Consider the following 17,901-nt stretch of genomic DNA (forward strand, 5'->3'; position numbering starts at 1 on the left):
CGGGAGCACGGCTCTGCGAGCAGCAGAGGAACAGACTCAGCTTCGGGTTTCAGGAGAAGGATCATCATGCGCAGGAAGACTTGGGCCGCACGGGTGCTGGCCGTGACGGCGACCGCGGTGCTCGCCGGCGGGCTGCCGGTGGCCGATGCCACAGCGGCGACGGCGGGGGCGACGGCGGGGAGCCTGCCGCTGCCGCCGGTGAACGTGCTGACCGACCGGGCGGGGACCGGCGGCGGGGACCTCTTCCTCGCGCCGTCGTCCAGTGCGGGCGGCTACGCGAGTGGAGTGGAGATCCTCAGCCAGGACGGCAGGAAGGTCGTCTGGTCGCACGCCGTGCCGGCCGGCCAGGAGGCCGCCGACTTCCGCAAGCAGACCTACCGGGGCAAGCCGGTGCTGACCTGGTGGCAGGGGACCGGGCTCGGTGGCCTGTCCAACGGCGTCGACTACATCTACGACGACCACTACCGGAAGATCGGCGAGGTCAGGGCCGGCAACGGCTACTCGGCCGATGGTCACGAGTTCGTGATCACCGCTCAGAACACGGCGCTGGTCGTCTCCTACGCCGTGGCCACCGCCGACCTCACGTCCATCGGCGGTCCCGCCGACCAGAAGGTGATCAACGGGATCGTCCAGGAGGTCGACATCCGCACCGGCAAGGTGCTGTTCCAGTGGAACAGTGCCGACCACGTGCCGTACGCGCAGAGCGAGCAGCCGCTGCCGGCGTCGGCGAGCACACCGTGGGACTGGTTCCACCTGAACGCCGTCAAGGTGGACACCGACGGGAACCTGCTGGTCGACGCGCGGGACACCTGGACCACCTACAAGGTGGCCCGGCACTCCGGCGCGGTCCTGTGGCAACTCGGCGGCAAGGACAGCTCGTTCAAGCTGACGGCGGCGCCCGGCCAGGTGCTGGACGGTGCCGGGAGGATCTTCGCCTGGCAGCACGACCCGGAGCCGCTCGGAAACGGCCTGTACACCTTCTTCGACAACGAGTCGGCAGGCACGGCCAACACCGGGTCCGGAGCGGTCACGGAGCTGCCGTACAGCCGGGTGGTCACCGTCCGGCTGGACACCCGGACGCACGAGGCGACGCTGGTGCGGTCCGCCGACCAGCCCGAGCAGCTCGGCGCCCCGTCGCAGGGGAACGGGCAGACGCTGCGCAACGGTGACCTCCTCGTCGGGTGGGGATCGCTGCCGTACGTCTCGGAGTTCAGCCGGTCCGGTGCACTGCTGTTCAACGCGCAGTTCCCGCCCGGGGTGAACACCTACCGGGCGTACCGGTTCGCCTGGAAGTAGGGCAAAGGGAGACTGCCGGGTCCGGGACGCAGTGCCGGACCCGGCAGTCGGGAGGGGTCAGGACAGGACGGTCCAGCTCTGGCCGGCCGCGGCCGAGTTGGCGGGGTTGGTCATCCCGGTCGAGCCGGCGGCGGTGCCGGCGACGTCCAGGACCAGGCCGTTGCCGACGTTGGTGAGGGTCAGTGCACCCGAGCTGTTCTGGGTGACCTTCCACTTCTGCCAGGGGTTGTTGGCCGACGGGTTGAGCAGGTAGGCGCTGCCGACTCCGCCGCCGGCGGCGAGGACGGTGTGCGTCTGGGCGGAGGTGTAGCAGTTGTCGGTGATCGTCACGGTGCCGTCCGCGTTGGGCGTGAACAGCCACTGCTGGGCGGCGTTGCCGCTCTGGTAGGCGTTGATGTCGGAGTTGGCGCCGACTGCGGCGTAGCAGCCGCCCTGGACCTCCAGCGCCTGGCCGCCGGTGCCGCCCGCGCTGATCGCGTGGTACTTGCCGTCGCCGACGATGCTCGGCCCGCCGGTGCCGGTGCCGCCGCCCATGCCGATGGCTCCGCCGGCGATGCGCAGCAGCGTGACGCCGTGCGCGGGGATCCAGCTGCCGCCGATGGTGCCGGTGGTGGTGCCGTTCGCGCCGGTCCACAGGTCGCGGTAGGAGTAGCTGGAGCCGGTCAGGCCGAGGTCCGCGAAACTGGCGCTGGGCATGGCCCAGTTGTTCGGGTCCTGGTTGATCAGTGCGACGGCCAGGTCACCGTTGGCGAGCTGGCGCTTGAGGATCACGGGGGCCGTCGGGGAGGTGGGCGGGCTGCCGACCAGGGTGGCGGGCTTGGCGAGGCTGTCCTGGTCGACGGCGATCATGTCGGGGTTCTTCAGCAGCCCCAGGGCCGAGGAGGTGATGCCGGTGGACCAGGTGTAGCCGTTCGCGGTGCGCTGCGAGTCGGCGGTGGTGCGCAGGTCGGCGCCGGAGATGAGCGGGGCGGCCATCATCGACAGGACCGACAGCTCGGTGCGCGACTCGTCGTCGGTGAAGGGCTTGTTGCCCTTGTACGTGTCGGTGACGCCCCAGATGCCGCTGGTGTCCTGCCAGCCGGCGAACATCATGTCCATGTCGTTCCAGCTGCCGGGGTGCACGTTGCCCGGGTACGCCAGTGCGGTCTGCAACTGGCCGTCGTAGAGCACGCCGTCGAGCTCGCTGTCCCGGTCGCCGCCGATCCGGCACAGGTTGGCGACCTGGCCGCACCAGACTCCGGTGGGGTAGTACCCGGCGGCGTGGTTCGGCAGGACGCCGGCGGCCGTGATCAGCGGGTCGGTGCGGGCCGGGTCGTTGGCGTTGAGCAGCGAGGGGATGCCGGTGTGCGCGGGCTGCGCGGACAGGCTGAGGGTGACCTTCGGCCGGCCGGCGGCGGCGGTCGCCGCGTCGAGGGCGCGCTGGAAGGTCTGGGTCCGGGCGTAGATGGACTCGGTGAGCTCCTTGCCCTCGCCCTGCGGGTAGTAGCTGTAGTTGTTGATGGTGATGGTGGGGCCGTAGGGGCAGTCGTCGTACTTGACGTAGTCGACGCCCCAGGAGACGAAGTCGGTGGCGTCGGTGGCCTCGTGGCCCAGGCTGCCGGGGTGGCCCTGGCAGGTGGTGTAGGTGTCGGTGGCGTATAGGCCGAACTTCATGCCCTTGCTGTGCGCGTACCAGGCCAGGTACTGGATGCCGTTCAGGGTCTGCCCGTTGACGGTCTGCGAGGGGAACGAGCCGGCGTCGGGGACCAGGTGGCCGCTGGTGGGGTCGTTGCCGGTGCCGTCGGTGCCGGAGACCGGGTTGCCGTTGTTGTCGTACAGCTGCATGCCGTTGTCGGCGTTCTTCGCGAAGTCCGTGGTCTGGCCGCTGCGGTGGCGCATCGACCAGCCGTCGTCGATGGTGACGGTGTTGTAGCCGGCCTGCACCAGGCCGTTGCCCGACATGAAGTCGATGGTCTGCTTGACCTCGGACTCGTTGACGGACGGGCCCATGCTGTTCCACGAGTTCCAACCCATGGGCGGGGTCAGGGCATTGCCGTTGCCGAGGGCGGCGGCCGGAGCGGCGGTGACGAGGGAGGTGGCACCGAGGCCGGAGACGGCCAGGGCCATGGCGGCGAGCATGCCGCCGATGCGATGTGACGATGTGCGCATAAGGGGGCTTCCCGAGTGGGTGGGGTGGGAGGTGCCATACGATATTGCACCCATCAACAACCCACAAGAGTAAACACAAAACCCCATCCGGAGCGGCGGGCACGGTCAGCTGGTGTCCGGCGGAGGCAGCCCGAGTTGACTGCGGATTGTCTGCACCTGCTGCTCGACGGCATGGTTGGCGCCCGTCAACAGCTCCTGGTAGTGCCGCAGTTGCGGCCTCTTGCTCCGTCACGGCCCTGCTCCCTGCTCACCTCGACGCCCTCGTGCCGTGACGTTGTCGCGGTTCTGTCACCGGTTGGCCAGAGAGTCGCCGGGAGGGTAGGCCCCGCGGGTGAGGGCCGGGACGATGGAGCGGTCGGATCCTTGGGGGAGGGGGCAGACGTGGAGCGCAGGCCTGCTGTTCGGTGGAGCACCTTCCACCGGTGCTGTTTCGCGGTCGTCGACGTGGCCGTGGCAGTCCTGGCGGTCGCGGCGACGCCGGTGGTCTGGGCGGGGTCGCAGGACGCGCCGGGCGATCGGCACGGGTGGCTGCTGGTCTGCGAGGTCGCCCTGCTGACGGCCGTCGTGGCCTCGCTCCCGCTCAGCCGGGAGGTCTCCGTCGCCGGATACGTCGCCTCCTGCATCGCCGTCGCGGGGACCCTGGCCATCGTCCTGGGCACCGTCTTCGCCACGGCTCAGGCCGCCCACGACATCCGGATCAGGTCCCACGGCTTGCGCAGCGTGTCGGCCACCGTGACCGACTGCCATGTCACCGGCCGGGAGCTGGGCGAGGACGACGACCAGGTCAGCTACACCTACAGCTGCACCTACCACTGGACCGTCGACGGCCGCGCGTTCAGCGAGGAGCAGTCGGACGCCGACGCGTCTGACGAGGGCCGGCAGGTCAAGGTCTGGCTCGACGGCGGGAGAATGATCACCCAGCGGCCGGGTGGCTTCGCGATCCTGATCTGGATCGTCTGCGCACTGGCCGGGCTGCTGGCCGTGTTCCGCATCGGGGTGAATGCGTTCGACACGGTCCACAGGGCGGTCGTGCCGCGGCGACGGGCTGAAGATCGGGGCTGGACCCCCGGCCAGTAGAGTGAGCGGATGGCTAATCTTCGGGAGCGGATTGTCGCCGAACTCGGCGTCAGGACGACTATTGCGCCCACCACCGAAATCCGGCAACGGGTCGACTTCCTCAAGGACTACCTGCGGTCGACTCCGGCCAAGGGGTTCGTGCTCGGGATCAGTGGCGGCCAGGACAGCACACTGGCCGGCCGGCTGTGCCAGCTTGCGAGCGAGGAGCTGCGGGCGGAGGGCCACGAGGCCCTCTTCGTCGCCGCGCGGCTGCCGTACGGTGTGCAGGCCGACGAGCACGACGCGCAGATCGCGCTGGAGTTCATCCAGCCCGACCGGTCGATCGAGGTGAACGTCAAGCCGAGCGCGGACGCCGTCGCCGGTGAGGCGGCGCTCGGGTTGCGGGAGCTGCTGGGCGAGGAGCCCAAGCTGCGGGACTTCGTGCGCGGCAACATCAAGGCCCGCGAGCGGATGGTGATCCAGTACTCGATCGCCGGGCAGCTGGGCCTGCTCGTCGTGGGCACCGACCACGCGGCCGAGGCGGTCACCGGCTTCTTCACCAAGTTCGGCGACGGCGGTGCCGACGTCACCCCGTTGACCGGGCTGACCAAGCGCCAGGGCGCGGCACTGCTGCGGGAGCTGGGAGCGCCGCCGAGCGTCTGGGAGAAGGTGCCGACCGCCGACCTGGAGGACGACCGGCCCGCGCTGCCCGACGAGGTGGCGCTCGGCCTGACGTACACGCAGATCGACGACTATCTGGAAGGCGCCGACGTCGCCCCGGAGGTGGCGGCGAAGCTGGAGTCCGTCTTCCTCGCGACCCGGCACAAGCGGACCGTTCCGGTCACCCCGCTGGACGAGTGGTGGCGGAGCTGAACGTCCAGCCCGCAGCTACGGCCGGCCTGGCCCTCCCCTCGTGCGGCCAGGCCGGCCGTAGCTGCGGCGGCTGATCACCATGGTGGCGTTCCGGCTGGTCAGCGCACCAGGCCAGGCACCGGCCAGATATGGCCGGTCACCCCAGTAGAGTGATCCGCAGCCAGTCCCGGCCAGGCGGACGAGCTGTACGAACGGTGATCGGAGCGAGGGCGTCGAAGTGACCAGCACGTTGGGTCCCACGCTCCGCGGGTTGCGGCTCGAGGCGGGGCTGACGCAGGAGCAGTTGGCCGAACGCTCCCGGCTGGGGGTGCGGACCATCCATCGCCTGGAGACCGGCAAGCCCACCGACGCCCGGATGGGAACGGTGAAGCAGGCCGCCCACGCGCTGGCCGATGCCCTGCGGCGCGATCGCGACGACGTCTGGCAGCAGCTGCTGGCCGTGCACCGCGACAAGGAGCCGGCGGCCGGGGACGTGCCGGCCGAAGCCCCTGACCCCGTCAGGCCCGCCGTCCCACCCTCCGCCGTCCTACCGGCTGCGGGAGTGCTGGCCGAGGTCGCGGAGTCGTTGGCGCGGGACGTGCACAGCCGCTGGATCCGCGAGGAGGAGCAGCGCCGGATCCACGACCCGTTCCCGCTGCCGGTGCGCTGGCGGGCGGCGCCCGAGGGCCTGTTGGACCACTGGGACAACATCGGCGGTGCCGCTCCGGGGGCGAGCGCCGGCCCGCTGTCCCTGGACGGCGGCCTGGCGGAGGTGGCCGACGTCTACCGGCGCGTGCGGTCCGGGCGGCTGGTGGTGCTCGGCCGGGCCGGGTCGGGCAAGACCGTCCTGATGCTGCGGTTCGTCCTCGACTACCTGGCCACGCGCTCCGGCGGCGAGCCCGTGCCGGTGGTCTTCAGCATCGGCTCGTGGGACCCGACCGTCACCGCGCTGCGCGACTGGCTGATCGACCGGCTGCTGCGCGACCACCCGAACCTCGCCGCCCGCGCTCCCGGCCGCCTGACGCTGGCGGCCGCGCTGGTCGACGCCGGCTGGATCCTGCCGGTGCTCGACGGCTTCGACGAGATGGCCACCGGGCTGCACGGGCCGGCGCTGCGCGAGCTCAACGCGATATCCCTGCCGATGCTGCTGACCAGCCGTACCGAGCAGTTCGCCGAGGCCGCCGCGATCGACGTGCTCAGGAAGGCCGCCGGCATCGAGCTGGTCGACCTGACCACGGACGACCTGCTCCACTACCTGCCGCGCACCGCGCGCCCCACCGGGCCGTGCGAACAGGCCGCCATGGCCGCGACCGTCTGGGATCCCGTGTTGGACGGGCTGCGCAACGCACCGGACAGCCGCTCCAGCGCCAACCTCGCCGCCGTGCTGAGCACCCCGCTGATGGTCCTGCTCGCCCGGACCGTCTACAGCGACGGCCCGGGGCAGGACCCGTCCGTCCTGCTGGACACCGACCGCTTCCCGACGCCGGAAGCCCTTGAAGAGCACCTGCTGGCCGGCTTCGTCCCGACCGTCTACCGCCGGCGCCCCGCGACCCCGACCGGCGCCGGCCGCCCGTGCCGCGTCTGGGACCCGCACCGCGCCCGGCACTACCTGGGCTACCTCGCCGGGCACCTCGACCGGCCCGAGCAGCGCGACCGCCAGGACCTGGCCTGGTGGCAGTTGTCCGGCTCGCTGAGCCTGCCCTCGCGCATCCTCGCCATCGTCCTCGCCTGCACCCTGGTCACGGTCGTGGCCGAGGTCCTGGTGGGCGGGACCTCGCTCCTGATCAGCGGTCACAGCGCGGCGTACGCGCTGGGCGACAGTCTGCTGACCGGATTGGTGACCGGCCCGACGGTCGGCTTCGGCTACGGGCTGGTCTACGGGATCACGGTCACGTTCGGCGAAAGGGCGTTCGAGCCGTCCCGCGTCCATCTGCGCCTGCCGGGCCGCGGCCGACGGACCGGCGGCACGTCCGCCCGCGGACTCCCCACCGCCTACTGCGCCGGACTCCTGGCCGGCCTGGCGGTGGGGGCCTGCGCCGGACCCACGCTCGGGCTGGAGCAGGAACTGCTCTACGGGAGGCTGCTCGGCAACGCACCGGTCGAGTGGATGCTGGTCGACTCGCTGCTCTACGGGGTCATCTACGGGTCGGCGGGAGCGCTGGCGTTCGGGCTCATGGCCGCGCTGGAGACACCCCTCGACCTCGGCTCCGCCGCCACTCCGGCCGACCTGTTGGCCATCAACCGCAGCACCGTGATCCGCCAGGCCCTGCTCATCACACCGGTGATCACCATCGCGATCACCCTCATCGGCCGACTTCAGGGAGACCTCCTCCAGGGCTGGGTCGGTCACCTCCACTGGGCCTGGTTCGGCGGACTCGTGATCGGGGCCATCGGCGGTCTCACCGGGACCGTCAGCTACGTCCTCACCTTCACCGCCTGGGGCCAGTGGCTGCTGTTCACCCGGATCTGGCTGCCGCTGACCGGACGGCTTCCCTGGGCGACCGTCGCCTTCCTCGACGACGCCTACCACCGCGGGGTGTTGCGCCAGGTCGGCGCCGTCTACCAGTTCCGCCACGCGCGGCTGCAGAGCCACCTCAGCCCCGCTCCCTGAATCCGCTTGTCTCCGGGCCCGCCGGTGGGACAGCATGCGAACATGCCAGCCCTTCAACGTACCGAAGCCGCCGCCCGGGCCCGCCTGCTCGACGTGGGTTCCTACCGCGTCGCTCTGGACCTCACCCGCGGCGACCGGACCTTCCGCAGCACCGCCGTGATCCGCTTCGACTGCGCGCAGCCCGGCGCCGGATCCTTCATCGAGGTCGAGCCGCAGGCCCTGCTGCGCGCCGAGCTGAACGGCGTCCCGCTCGATCCCGCCACCCTCGACGGCAACCGCCTGCCGCTGCCCGCCCTGGCCGCGGAGAACGAGTTGCTGGTCGAGGCCGACATGGCCTACTCGCGTACCGCCGAGGGTCTGCACCACTTCACCGATCCGGCGGACGGCGCCGGCTACGTCTACGCCAGCTGCGGCCCGGACCTCGCCCCGAAGGTCTTCGCCTGCTTCGACCAGCCCGACCTCAAGGCGCCGTTCACCTTCACCGTCACGGCTCCCGAGGACTGGACGGTGGTCGGCAACGGCGCCTCCACCCGCCTCGCCGACGGCCGTTGGGAGGTCTCCCCGGTCGGCCCGATCTCCAGCTACCTGATCACCGTGGTCGGCGGCCCGTTGCACGCGGTGCACGCCGAGCACGACGGCATCCCGCTGGGCCTGTACGCCCGCCGCTCGCTCGCCGCGGAACTCGACCGCGAGGCCGATGAGTTGTTCGAGGTGACCCGGGCCTCCTTCGACCGGCTGCACGAACTGTTCGACGAGCGCTACCCGTTCGGCGGCTACGACCAGGTCTTCGTCCCCGAGTTCAACTGGGGCGCGATGGAGAACCCGGGCTGCGTGGTCTTCCGGGACGAGCTGCTCTTCCGGTCGGCGCCCACCGACGCGCAGCGCGCGATGCGGGCCATGGTGGTCTGCCACGAGATGGCCCACATGTGGTTCGGCGACCTGGTCACGCTGGCCTGGTGGGACGACGTCTGGCTGAACGAGTCCTTCGCCGAGATGCTCGGCTACCGGATCGCGGCCGAGGCCACCCGGTACACCGGAGCCTGGACGTCCTTCGCGGTGCGCCGCAAGAGCTGGGGCTACGACGCCGACCAGCGGCCCAGCACCCACCCGATCGCCGCCGCCCCGACCGCCACGGCCGCCGAGGCGATCACCAACTTCGACGGCATCTCGTACGCCAAGGGTGCCGCCACGCTGCGTCAGCTGGTGCACTGGCTCGGCGACGACGCGTTCTTCGCCGGGCTCAACGCCTACTTCGCCGAACACCGCTGGGGCAACGCGGAGTTGAGCGACTTCCTGGCGGCGCTGAGCCCCGCTTCCGAGCGCGACGTCCCCGGCTGGGCCGAGGTGTGGCTGCGGACCACCGGCGTGGACACCCTGCGGATCGAGGTCCAGGCGGACGAGGGTGAGCGGATCGTCCAGGCCGCCCTGGTCAACGAGGGAACCCGCCCGCACCGCGTGCGGATCGGCGTGTTCGAGCGCGACGGCGAGGCCGTCGTGGCGCGCGAGCGGCTGGACGTCGACGTCGCCCCCGGCGGCCGCACCCCGCTGCCCGAGCTGGTCGGCACCGCCCGCCCGGCCCTGCTGCTGCCCAACGAGGGCGACCTGAGCTGGGCGCGCATCCGCCTCGACGCGCACTCCGCGGCCACCGTGGCCGCCTCGCTCTCGGCCGTCACGGACGAACTGGCCCGGTCCGTCCTGTGGGAGCACACCCGCGACCTGGTCCGCAGCGCCGAGCTGTCGGCCGCCGACTACCTGCAGCTGGTCGCGGCCCACCTGCCGACCGAGCGGATCGACGCCATCGTGGAGGCGGTGCTGACCTTCGCCACCGATCACGTGCTCGCCCGCTACCTGGATCCGGACGACCAGGACGCGGCGCGGCGCCTGCTCGGCGACACCGCACGAGCTGTGCTGGCCCAGCCGGACGCGCCGCAGGGGCTGCGGATCGCGGCGCTGCGCGCAGTCGTCGCCACCGCCTGCGGCGCCGAGCAACTCGCCCAGCTCACCGGCTGGTTGGCCGAGCGCGACGTTCCGCAGGGGATGTCCTTCGACGCCGACCTGCGGTGGGCCGCACTGGCCCGGCTGGCCGCGGCCGGTGCCGCCGGAGAGGAGCAGATCGCCGCCGAGCTGGCCGCCGACCCCAGCGACATCGGCGAGAAGGGCGCGGCCCGCGCCCGCGCCGCGCTACCGGACGACGCGGCGAAGGAGCACGCCTGGCAGCAGCTGTTCACCCCCGGCGCGCTCTCCAACCGCCAACTGGCGGCGACCGCCGAGGGCTTCTGGCGCTCCGGCTCGCCCAAGCTGCGCCAGGAGTACGTCCAGCGGTACTTCGAGCAGATCGCCGGTGCCGGCGACCGCGGCGAAGCGGTGGCAGGGGTGCTCGCCTTCGGGCTCTTCCCGGTGGGCGCGGCCACGGCCGATACCGTCCGCGCGGCCGAGGAGTGCCTGGCGCGCACCGACCTCACCGCGCCCCTGCGCCGCTACCTCGGGGACGCCCTGGACGACCTGCGCCGAGCGGTGGCGCACCGGTCCTCTTCGCCGTCCTGAGGCGAGCTCCGTCCGGCCCGCTCCTGGCGACGGGCCGGACGGGCTCTCAGGCCCAGGGCAGCGCGGCGCGGGTGCGCCAGTACTCCTGCGCGGGCTCGGCCATCGAGGCGAGCGCGGCCAACTGCGGCTGAGTGAGGTCGAGTTCGGCGGCCGCGAGGTTGGAGGACAGCTGCCCGGGGGTGGCCGCTCCGGAGAGCACGACGTCCGCCCAGGGCTGGGCGGCGGCCGCGGCCAGCGCGAGCGCGTCGCAGGACGTGCCGATCCGGGTGGCCAGCTCGCGCAGCGCGGCCGTGTCGGGGCCGGTGGCGTTGCGGTCGGCCAGCCGGCCGTTGGCCATGCCCTCCTTCACCACCACGAGCCAACCGGCCGCGTGCGCCTGCGCCAGCGCTGGTGCGGCAGACGTCTCCAACGGGTTCCAGGTGGCCTGGACGGCGGCGAACAGCGGCCGTCCGTCCGCCGTCACCTCCAGCGCCGCCCGGACGGTCTCGGCCTGGGCCGGCCCGCTGGTGGACAGGCCGACCCGGACGCCCTCGGCGGCCAGCGCCGCCAGCCGGTCGTGCAGCGCGCGGTCGGTCAGCGCCGGGCTGTCGGGGGTGACCGAGTGCACCAGGTACACGTGCAGGCGCGAGCCCAGCACCGCCCTGGTCTCCTTGATCTGACGGTCGAACACCGCCGCGGAGTGCTCCTTGACCTCGTGCACCGGCACCCCGGAGGCCTGCCAGTCGGCGGTGTAGGTGTAGCCCCACTTGCTGCCCACCACCACGTCGGCCGCGGCCTGCGGATGGGCGTCGAGCCAGCCGCCAAGGAACTCCTCGGCGCGGCCGTAGGACCGGGCCGTGTCGAAGTACCGCACCCCGGCGGCGTACGCGGCGTCGAGCAGGGCGTGGGTCCGCTGCCGCAGCGCCTCGACGGTGCGCTCGGCCGGCAGGTCGACGTCGCGCCCGAGCGTGATGTAGCCGGGCCGCCCGACGGCGGCCGTGCCCAGGCCGAACCGCGCGAGCGAGGGGCCGTCGGCGGGTGCGGTCGGCATGGCGGGGGTCCCTTCGACGGTTCCGGTGGCCGGCGGCGGCGCGCCCACCTGCGTCGAACCCTATCCGCCGTTCAGGGCAGCCGTGCAAAGACGCGGGGGCGGCCTGCTCTGTCGAGCAGGCCGCCCCCGCGTCAGTGAGCGCCCGGCAGGCCTCGCTGGTGCGCCTCGTCGCGCGCGAGACCGTGCCCTCGTCCGGCTGGTTTACAGCTGGTTTACAGCTGCTTCACCGCTGCTTTCGGCTGCGGCGGTCGGGATCAGGCCCCGGCGCTGGCGCTGGGGCTGTCCGTCGCGCCGGCGGCAGGCTGGGGGCTGCGGGCCGGAAGCAGCGGCGCGCAGGTCTTGTACGCGGCGGCCGTCGCCGGGTCGGCGGTGTTCAGCGCGCCCAGGCCACCGGTGGCGGGGATGGTCACGCCGTGGTCCTTCATGCAGCCGGTGAAGGCCTGCATCGCGGTGCTGTTGAGCCCGCCGCCGTTGCCGCGACCCTGGCCGCCCTGCGGGCGCAGCGAGGCGCAGGCCTGCATCGCGGCCTTCATCTCCGGGCTGGCCGAGGCGCCGAAGCCGCCGCCGTAACCGCCACCGCCGTAGCCGCCGCTGGGCCGGTCACTCGGGTTGCCGCTGGGGTGGCCGCTGGGACGCCCGCTCGGACGGCTGGGCAGCGTCACGCCGTGCTGCGACAGGCAGGTGGTGTACGCCTCCATCGCCTGACCGCGGCCACCCGAGGCAGACGCGGCGGCGGAGGGGGACGGGGAGCTGGACGCCGTCGTCGCCGTCGACGAGGACGAACAGCCGGTGAGCAGCAGCACGCCCGAGACGAGCAGGGCGCCGGCGCCGGCGGAACGGATGGTGGTCCGGGACAAGGCCGGTGCCTCCTAGGTGCGGGGAAAGCGGATGGACCGCCGGCGCTTTGCGGGGACGCAGCGCCGGCGGCCCTCTGACTGAACCGCACCGTCGTTTAGGAAGCCTGGGCCTTGCTGGGAACTTCCGGTGACCGCCGGAGTTGGCGGAGGGCGATCTTGTGTACGAATGCAGCATCTCTGTGCCGTTATGTCCGATTCCGACCGGACATGATCGACTCGCACTCTCACCGAACTCCCAGCTTCTTGTCGGTCGACAGAGGTGGAAGCTTTGCGCCGGCATGGGTCATCCAAGGGGATCTTGCTCCCGTACGGTGACCCCGGACTCAGTGCGCGCGCAGGGTCAGGGCCGCGCCCGAGGCGTCGGTGAAGCCGAGTTCGCGGTAGAGGCTCTCGCCGGACGGGCTGGCGTGCAGGTCGATCCGGTGGACCCCGCGGTCGGCGTACCAGCCCAGCAGCGCGCGCATCGCGGCGCGCGAGAACCCGCGCCGGCGCCAGCGCGGGTCCGTCGAGACGCCGTACACATAACCGGTCACGCCCGAGGGGTTGCGGGCGTGCGGCAGCCGTTCGTCGATCGTCCCGATGGCGGTGGCGGCCAGGCTGGCACCGTCGGGGGCGTCGACGACGAACACGGCGGTCGGCGCATCGGGGTCGCCCAGCCAGCGCTCCAGCCTGGCCAGCGTCACGGCGTCCCACGGACCCTCCTGCGACCGGCCGAACAGCGCGGCCGTCATGACGGCGCGCAGCCGCACGATCTCCGCCGCGTCGCCCACCGCTGCCCGACGGGCCGTCATTTCACTCTCCATGGACCGAGATCCTCGCACCCGCCCCACCAGCTCTTGCTGGACACCCTGCGCATCGAGGGTGACGGTGCCACCCTGGAGAACCTGCTGAGCCGGCCCGACCTGGGCTGGCACCCCATCCGGCTAGGCTGGAGCCGTGAACGACACCACACTTGGCATACGGATCAGGCCGGGCAGCCTGGCCGACGCACCGGCCGTGCTGGACATGCTCGACGCCGCGGTGGCCTGGATGAACGCCCGCGGCAACACCGAGCAGTGGGGCACCACGCCCTATTCCCAGAAGCCCGGCGGGGTGGCGCGGGTCGAGCGCTACACGACCGAGAACACTCCGTACATCGCGGAGTTGGACGGAACGCCCGTCGGGGCCCTGGTGTTGGACTCCGGACCCAGCCCGGCGATGCCGATCGCGCCGGCCGGGGAACCCGAGCGGTACGTCCGGCTGCTGGTCTCCGACCGACGGTACGCCGGCCTGGGAGTCGGCGCGGCGCTGCTGGCCCACGCCGCCGAGGAGACCCGGCGGGCGGGTGTGGAGCTGCTGCGGGTGGACTGCTGGGCGGGCGGCGGCGGTGAGTTGGTCGCCTTCTACGAGCGCAACGGCTTCACCCCCACCGAGCGCTTCCTCTCCGACGCCTGGCCAGGACAGGTGCTCGCCCGCCGGATCGGCGTCAGCCCTTGATGAGCGGGGCGTCCCGCGAGAGCTCCCGGAACCCGAGGCCGTAGTACAGCCCGCGCGCCCGGGGACGCCCCGGCGCACCCAGGCAGACAACCGTCGCGTGCGTGGCCCCGGCCGCCCGCGCCAGGCGCATCCCGTACAGCATCATCGACCGTGCCAGCCCGAGCCGCCGGTAGTCCGGATGCGTGGCGACCGGCTCGAACTCGACGGTCCTGTTCGCCCTGTCGAGCCACATGATCGTCGAGGCCGCCATGGTGCCGTCCGCTGCCTCCACCAGGACGTGCAGGTCACCGCGGTAGGCCGCCGTCCGTCGGACGTCCTCGTAGCTCCGGGCCGTGTACGCGGAGGAAGGCCAGGCGTCCACATGGGCCCGGACCGCGGCCTCAGGTCCGGCCTCGTCGGCGGTGCGGAACCGGAACCCGTCCGGCAGCACCGGCTGCTCCACATCGGTCAGGTCCCGCTCGTTGAGCTGGGTCCAGTCGCCGGTGTCGCCGAGCGACTCCACGTCGATCTCATAGCCGTGCGCCGCCCACCGCTTCAGCGCGAACTCCTCGGCGGTCGTCGGCAACACCGTGCGCACGAGGCCGGCCGCCACACCGTCGAACCACTCGATCACCTCGTCGACCAGTTCGGCGTGGTCGGGATGGACCTGATAACTCAACGAGGCACCGGTGACGTCCGTGACCGACCCGTCATTGCGCCTGACCTGGTGCGGAAGGAACGCCCAGCCCCACGCCACCAGTTCGCCACCCGAGAACCACAGCCGGCGCGGCCAACTCGCGCCGTAGCGGGCCCGCCCCAGGCCCCAGACCCAAGCCAGCTCCCCGTACGAGGCGTCGGCGCTGATCAGGTCCGGGCGGATGGCCGTGACGCGCTGTGCCAGACCTGGCATGAGGGGTATGTCCGCAGCAGTCAGGAGCTCGAAGTCCGTCATGGTGCGCCACTGTGCCAGGACTCCGCAAAGCCGTCGAACGATTATTGGCCCAGTGGAGAACATCCCACGCCGCGCGCATGCTGGGAGAAGAGGGCCGCTTGACGTCTGTGCCTCCCGTCAGTCGGCCCGAGAACTAGTGGACAGGCGAGAAAATGACATCCATTGGTGGCAATGCCGTTCCCACCGAGATGAGGGTGGCGGTGGTCCACGGTCGCAATGACGCTGCCCGGAGTGCCTTGTTTACAAAGCTCAGGGACTTCCAGCTGCGGCCTGTGGAATGGGATGAGGCAGTGGCAGAAGCGGGCGTGGCAACGCCGTTTACATTCACGGTCGTTCAACAACTCTTCGAAAGAGTGCAAGCAGTTGTGGTGTTAATGACGCCCGATGACGAGGCGCGCCTGAGGGCGCATCTCCGGAAGCCGAGCGACAAGCAGAGTGAGAAACAACTGACGGGCCAGCCGCGACCGAATGTTCTCATCGAAGCAGGGATGGCATTCGCGCACTACCCCGACAGAACCGTCCTCGTGGAGATCGGCGCGATGGAGCTGCCGAGCGATTTTCAGGGAATGAATACCGTGAGAATCGACGGTACTGCGGAGTCGGTTCACAGGCTTGCAAGTCGTCTCAGGGACTCGGCACGCTGTGCTGTGGTCACCGGCCCAGGCGTCCAATGGCTCGATACACGAGAATTCAAGACGGTCCTTGAAGCCATGCGCCGCGATGACGAAGCCCAGGTTGACCCTCTGCTCGAGAAGAACGCGCGGGGCGTGACCCTTTATGATGCACTGGCCGGGGCAGGGATTGTCGATATCGAGCTCAGGACCGAAGCAGGTGCACCCACCTTGCCGCCCACGCAGTTCTACAACCGTGCTCAGCGGGAGATAGCCATTTCGTGTGTCAGTTGCCACAGTACTCTCGTGCAGCATGTCGATGTCATCGAAGACGTCTTGGCCGCCGGGCGGGAATTCTACGTACTTCTGCTGAGTCCGGACTCGGAAGAGCTCCCTCGCATCAACCAGCGCGAGGCACACAGCGTGCGTGGTGACATACAGACAGTTATTGACACTGTCAAGATTCACGGCCTCCATAAAAGGCCTGGATTCAGCATGAGGTTTGCACCCAGGCTGCCGCCGTTCACGGCGGTGATGATCGATGGCGACCTGTCTCCGACCGGCGATCGGCCTGCTGATGCGGGAGCTGAGATACGCGTTCAGCCAGGAGTCGTTCATGGAACCCAGCATCAGGGCCCTGTGCTGCAACTCGTCAAATCCAAGAAGGGCGCCTTCGACTACTTTGCCGCGGACTTCAGGAAGCAATGGGAGTCGGCAGCTGTCCGCCGTGATCTGTTCGAGGGCTCCTAAGCGGTGCCGCCATGAAGGCGGTTCAGGACAACCTCCAGGTCCGCCGCTCCGCATACCGGAACGGCAAGACTCGAAGAGCTGGGGAGGCTGCGGTCGCTGTAGAAGACGACGCTCAGTCGTTCGGCATCCATCGTGACCAATGCAGGACGGATCTCCGCGAGGAGCTTCCTTGTATTCCGTTCAAAAGATTGGACGCGCTGGGCGTCAGATCGGCCCTCGTGCCTCGCCAGGCGCCCGAGAACCATGTAGAGGTCCGGGTCGACCGTGTTGGATCCGTGGTATTTGTGCCTGAATCCGAATCGCTGGCACTGGGCGCGAACGCCGTCGAGGACGTCCGATGGGTCAGCTCCTGCGGCCGGCTCTCTCAGGGGCCATCCGATGATGACCAGGGCATCGTCGTCGATGACCAAGGATCTTTCGTGCAGACTACGCCCCCGACTTCGGAGTGCATGGCTGTCGTTCTTGAATCCCCCGAACTGCGCCGTGATCTGGTGATTCGAAAAGAAGGAACAGATGTACGCAACAAGGTCGACCGGGCGTCTCTCTGACGGCGTGCCTTTTCCGTTCGGGGTCTTGAGGATATCGCCCAGGCCGATCAGTGTCGCATGCACTTCATCGGCCGTTCGGGGAGTGAAGTCGGCGCCGAACTCCTCGCCGGCTGCACGCTGAATTTCGAGAATAATTGAGAGAAGGGCGTCGTCCTTCGCGCCGTAGAACGCAACTACCGTTGCCTGGTTCATGGCACCTATTTTATCTTGGATCGCCTGCCGGTAGCCGCGAACGGCGCCGGTCCGGTCGGATCACGCCGGCCGGCCGGCCGACGCCGGGGCGCTCCAACGCAGTCCGCTGATCCGGCGTGATCCGAACAGAAGACCTAGTACTCCAGTGCGACTTCGTGATCTAGGTGGGCGAGAAGGCGGCCCCGGACAACAGTCCCAGAACGAACGCCCTTGCCGTCGCCCGGGGTTCAACGTGCTGGAACCGGCCCACGATGCGGGCCATGGCCTGGTCGAACATCGCCCGCCAGCGGGCAGGGTCTACGCTATGGCCCGCGGCCACCGCACCATCCTCAGGAGTCCACACAACCTCTGATGATCATGCGGTGGCCGTACCTATTTCCAGCCCTGCTCCTGCGTCGCTTCTGACGTGATGCGACGCCGTGTCCTATGCGGTGCCGGGGCCATCGAGGAAGCGATGCAGTACGGCGGCCTCCGTGCGGAGCCGCTCGGCTCGGTCAGCGTGCGCGGGCGCAGTCAACTGCGCTGCAACCTCCAGTCGCTCGGCGGCCTCGGCGCGCACGATATCCACCACACTGCGCTCGCTCAGCTCACGCCGCGCTGCTTCGGTGGTACCGACACCAACCGGCGAATGCTCAAGGGCCACGCCGCGAAGCTCAGCTTCGTCGACGGGCACCGCCTCAGCGTTGTCCAGCGCAGCAAGTGTTGCGCGCAGGGCACTCACCGCGGCCTTGTCACGGGCGCGCATCGCTTCCGGCAGTGCTTGACGCATACGAAGACGTAGAGACATGCCGGTGACCTTATGGCGGCACTGCCGAACCCACAACGCGATATACGTGCGCCATCAGACTTCCCGCCATGTGAGGGGCTACGCCCGCCGACAAGATCGCGAAGTCAGACTGGAGTACTAGTACTCCAGTGAGACTTCTCCATTTGCCCTGGTCAAGAGCCTAGTGGCGGGGAGTTTAGCGGGGCTGGCGCGTGGGTGGGACGGGTTTGAGG

14 protein-coding genes are annotated in these 17,901 nt (G+C 70.4%); 7 read left to right on the top strand and 7 right to left on the bottom strand.

Features of this window, described 5'->3' with window-relative positions:
- Nucleotides 1-66: 66 nt before the first annotated feature.
- Nucleotides 67-1,296: an arylsulfotransferase family protein gene (locus P3T37_RS30385; RefSeq protein ID WP_280727109.1), complete on the top strand. Its 1,230-nt coding sequence runs from the start codon at nt 67-69 to the stop codon at nt 1,294-1,296.
- Nucleotides 1,297-1,353: 57 nt separating this feature from the next.
- On the opposite strand, the gene P3T37_RS30390 is transcribed toward P3T37_RS30385, so the two are convergent.
- A complete protein-coding gene (locus P3T37_RS30390) occupies nt 1,354-3,444 on the bottom strand; it encodes an alpha-galactosidase (protein WP_280727110.1) in 2,091 nt (696 codons plus the stop codon).
- A gap of 444 nt (nt 3,445-3,888) precedes the next feature.
- Here P3T37_RS30390 and P3T37_RS30395 point away from each other — a divergent pair, with 444 nt between their 5' ends.
- From P3T37_RS30395 to pepN, 4 genes are all read left to right on the top strand, one after another.
- Nucleotides 3,889-4,521 carry a DUF3592 domain-containing protein gene (locus P3T37_RS30395; RefSeq protein ID WP_280727111.1) on the top strand — a complete coding sequence of 211 codons (633 nt, stop codon included), beginning with the start codon at nt 3,889-3,891 and terminating at the stop codon, nt 4,519-4,521.
- Nucleotides 4,522-4,530: 9 nt separating this feature from the next.
- Nucleotides 4,531-5,373: an ammonia-dependent NAD(+) synthetase gene (nadE, locus tag P3T37_RS30400; protein WP_280727112.1), complete on the top strand. Its 843-nt coding sequence runs from the start codon at nt 4,531-4,533 to the stop codon at nt 5,371-5,373.
- 217 nt (nt 5,374-5,590) lie between these two features.
- On the top strand, nt 5,591-7,963 hold the full coding sequence (locus tag P3T37_RS30405; RefSeq protein WP_280727113.1) for a helix-turn-helix transcriptional regulator: 2,373 nt from the start codon (nt 5,591-5,593) through the stop codon (nt 7,961-7,963).
- Between the two features lie 42 nt (nt 7,964-8,005).
- Complete coding sequence (gene pepN, locus P3T37_RS30410; RefSeq protein WP_280727114.1) at nt 8,006-10,507, top strand: aminopeptidase N; 2,502 nt, start codon at nt 8,006-8,008, stop codon at nt 10,505-10,507.
- Between the two features lie 46 nt (nt 10,508-10,553).
- Here the strand turns inward: pepN and P3T37_RS30415 are convergent, their stop codons facing one another.
- From P3T37_RS30415 to P3T37_RS30425, 3 genes are all read right to left on the bottom strand, one after another.
- Entirely contained in the window at nt 10,554-11,537 is a 984-nt protein-coding gene (locus P3T37_RS30415) for an aldo/keto reductase (RefSeq protein ID WP_280727115.1), read from the bottom strand.
- Between the two features lie 254 nt (nt 11,538-11,791).
- On the bottom strand, nt 11,792-12,394 hold the full coding sequence (locus P3T37_RS30420) for a hypothetical protein (protein WP_280727116.1): 603 nt from the start codon (nt 12,392-12,394) through the stop codon (nt 11,792-11,794).
- Between the two features lie 323 nt (nt 12,395-12,717).
- Complete coding sequence (locus P3T37_RS30425) at nt 12,718-13,185, bottom strand: GNAT family N-acetyltransferase (RefSeq protein WP_280727117.1); 468 nt, start codon at nt 13,183-13,185, stop codon at nt 12,718-12,720.
- A 145-nt stretch (nt 13,186-13,330) separates the two neighbouring features.
- Between P3T37_RS30425 and P3T37_RS30430 the strand changes: the two genes are divergently transcribed.
- Nucleotides 13,331-13,870, top strand: coding sequence for a GNAT family N-acetyltransferase (locus P3T37_RS30430; RefSeq protein WP_280727118.1), 540 nt, complete (start codon nt 13,331-13,333; stop codon nt 13,868-13,870).
- Here P3T37_RS30430 and P3T37_RS30435 read toward each other — a convergent pair.
- The gene (locus P3T37_RS30435; RefSeq protein WP_280727119.1) at nt 13,860-14,759 is read right to left on the bottom strand and encodes a GNAT family N-acetyltransferase; all 900 of its coding nucleotides are present in this window, start codon (nt 14,757-14,759) and stop codon (nt 13,860-13,862) included. The two genes, P3T37_RS30430 and P3T37_RS30435, sit on opposite strands and share 11 nt — an antisense overlap.
- A 194-nt stretch (nt 14,760-14,953) precedes the next feature.
- Here P3T37_RS30435 and P3T37_RS30440 point away from each other — a divergent pair, with 194 nt between their 5' ends.
- Complete coding sequence (locus P3T37_RS30440; protein ID WP_280727120.1) at nt 14,954-16,162, top strand: nucleotide-binding protein; 1,209 nt, start codon at nt 14,954-14,956, stop codon at nt 16,160-16,162.
- On the opposite strand, the gene P3T37_RS30445 is transcribed toward P3T37_RS30440, so the two are convergent.
- On the bottom strand, nt 16,159-16,902 hold the full coding sequence (locus P3T37_RS30445; RefSeq protein WP_280727121.1) for a hypothetical protein: 744 nt from the start codon (nt 16,900-16,902) through the stop codon (nt 16,159-16,161). The two genes, P3T37_RS30440 and P3T37_RS30445, sit on opposite strands and share 4 nt — an antisense overlap.
- Before the next feature lie 424 nt (nt 16,903-17,326).
- Nucleotides 17,327-17,647, bottom strand: coding sequence for a hypothetical protein (locus P3T37_RS30450; RefSeq protein ID WP_348533299.1), 321 nt, complete (start codon nt 17,645-17,647; stop codon nt 17,327-17,329).
- Between the last annotated feature and the right edge of the window lie 254 nt (nt 17,648-17,901).

Origin of the sequence: Kitasatospora sp. MAA4 (assembly GCF_029893355.1) — a bacterium.
Taxonomy (GTDB): domain Bacteria; phylum Actinomycetota; class Actinomycetes; order Streptomycetales; family Streptomycetaceae; genus Kitasatospora.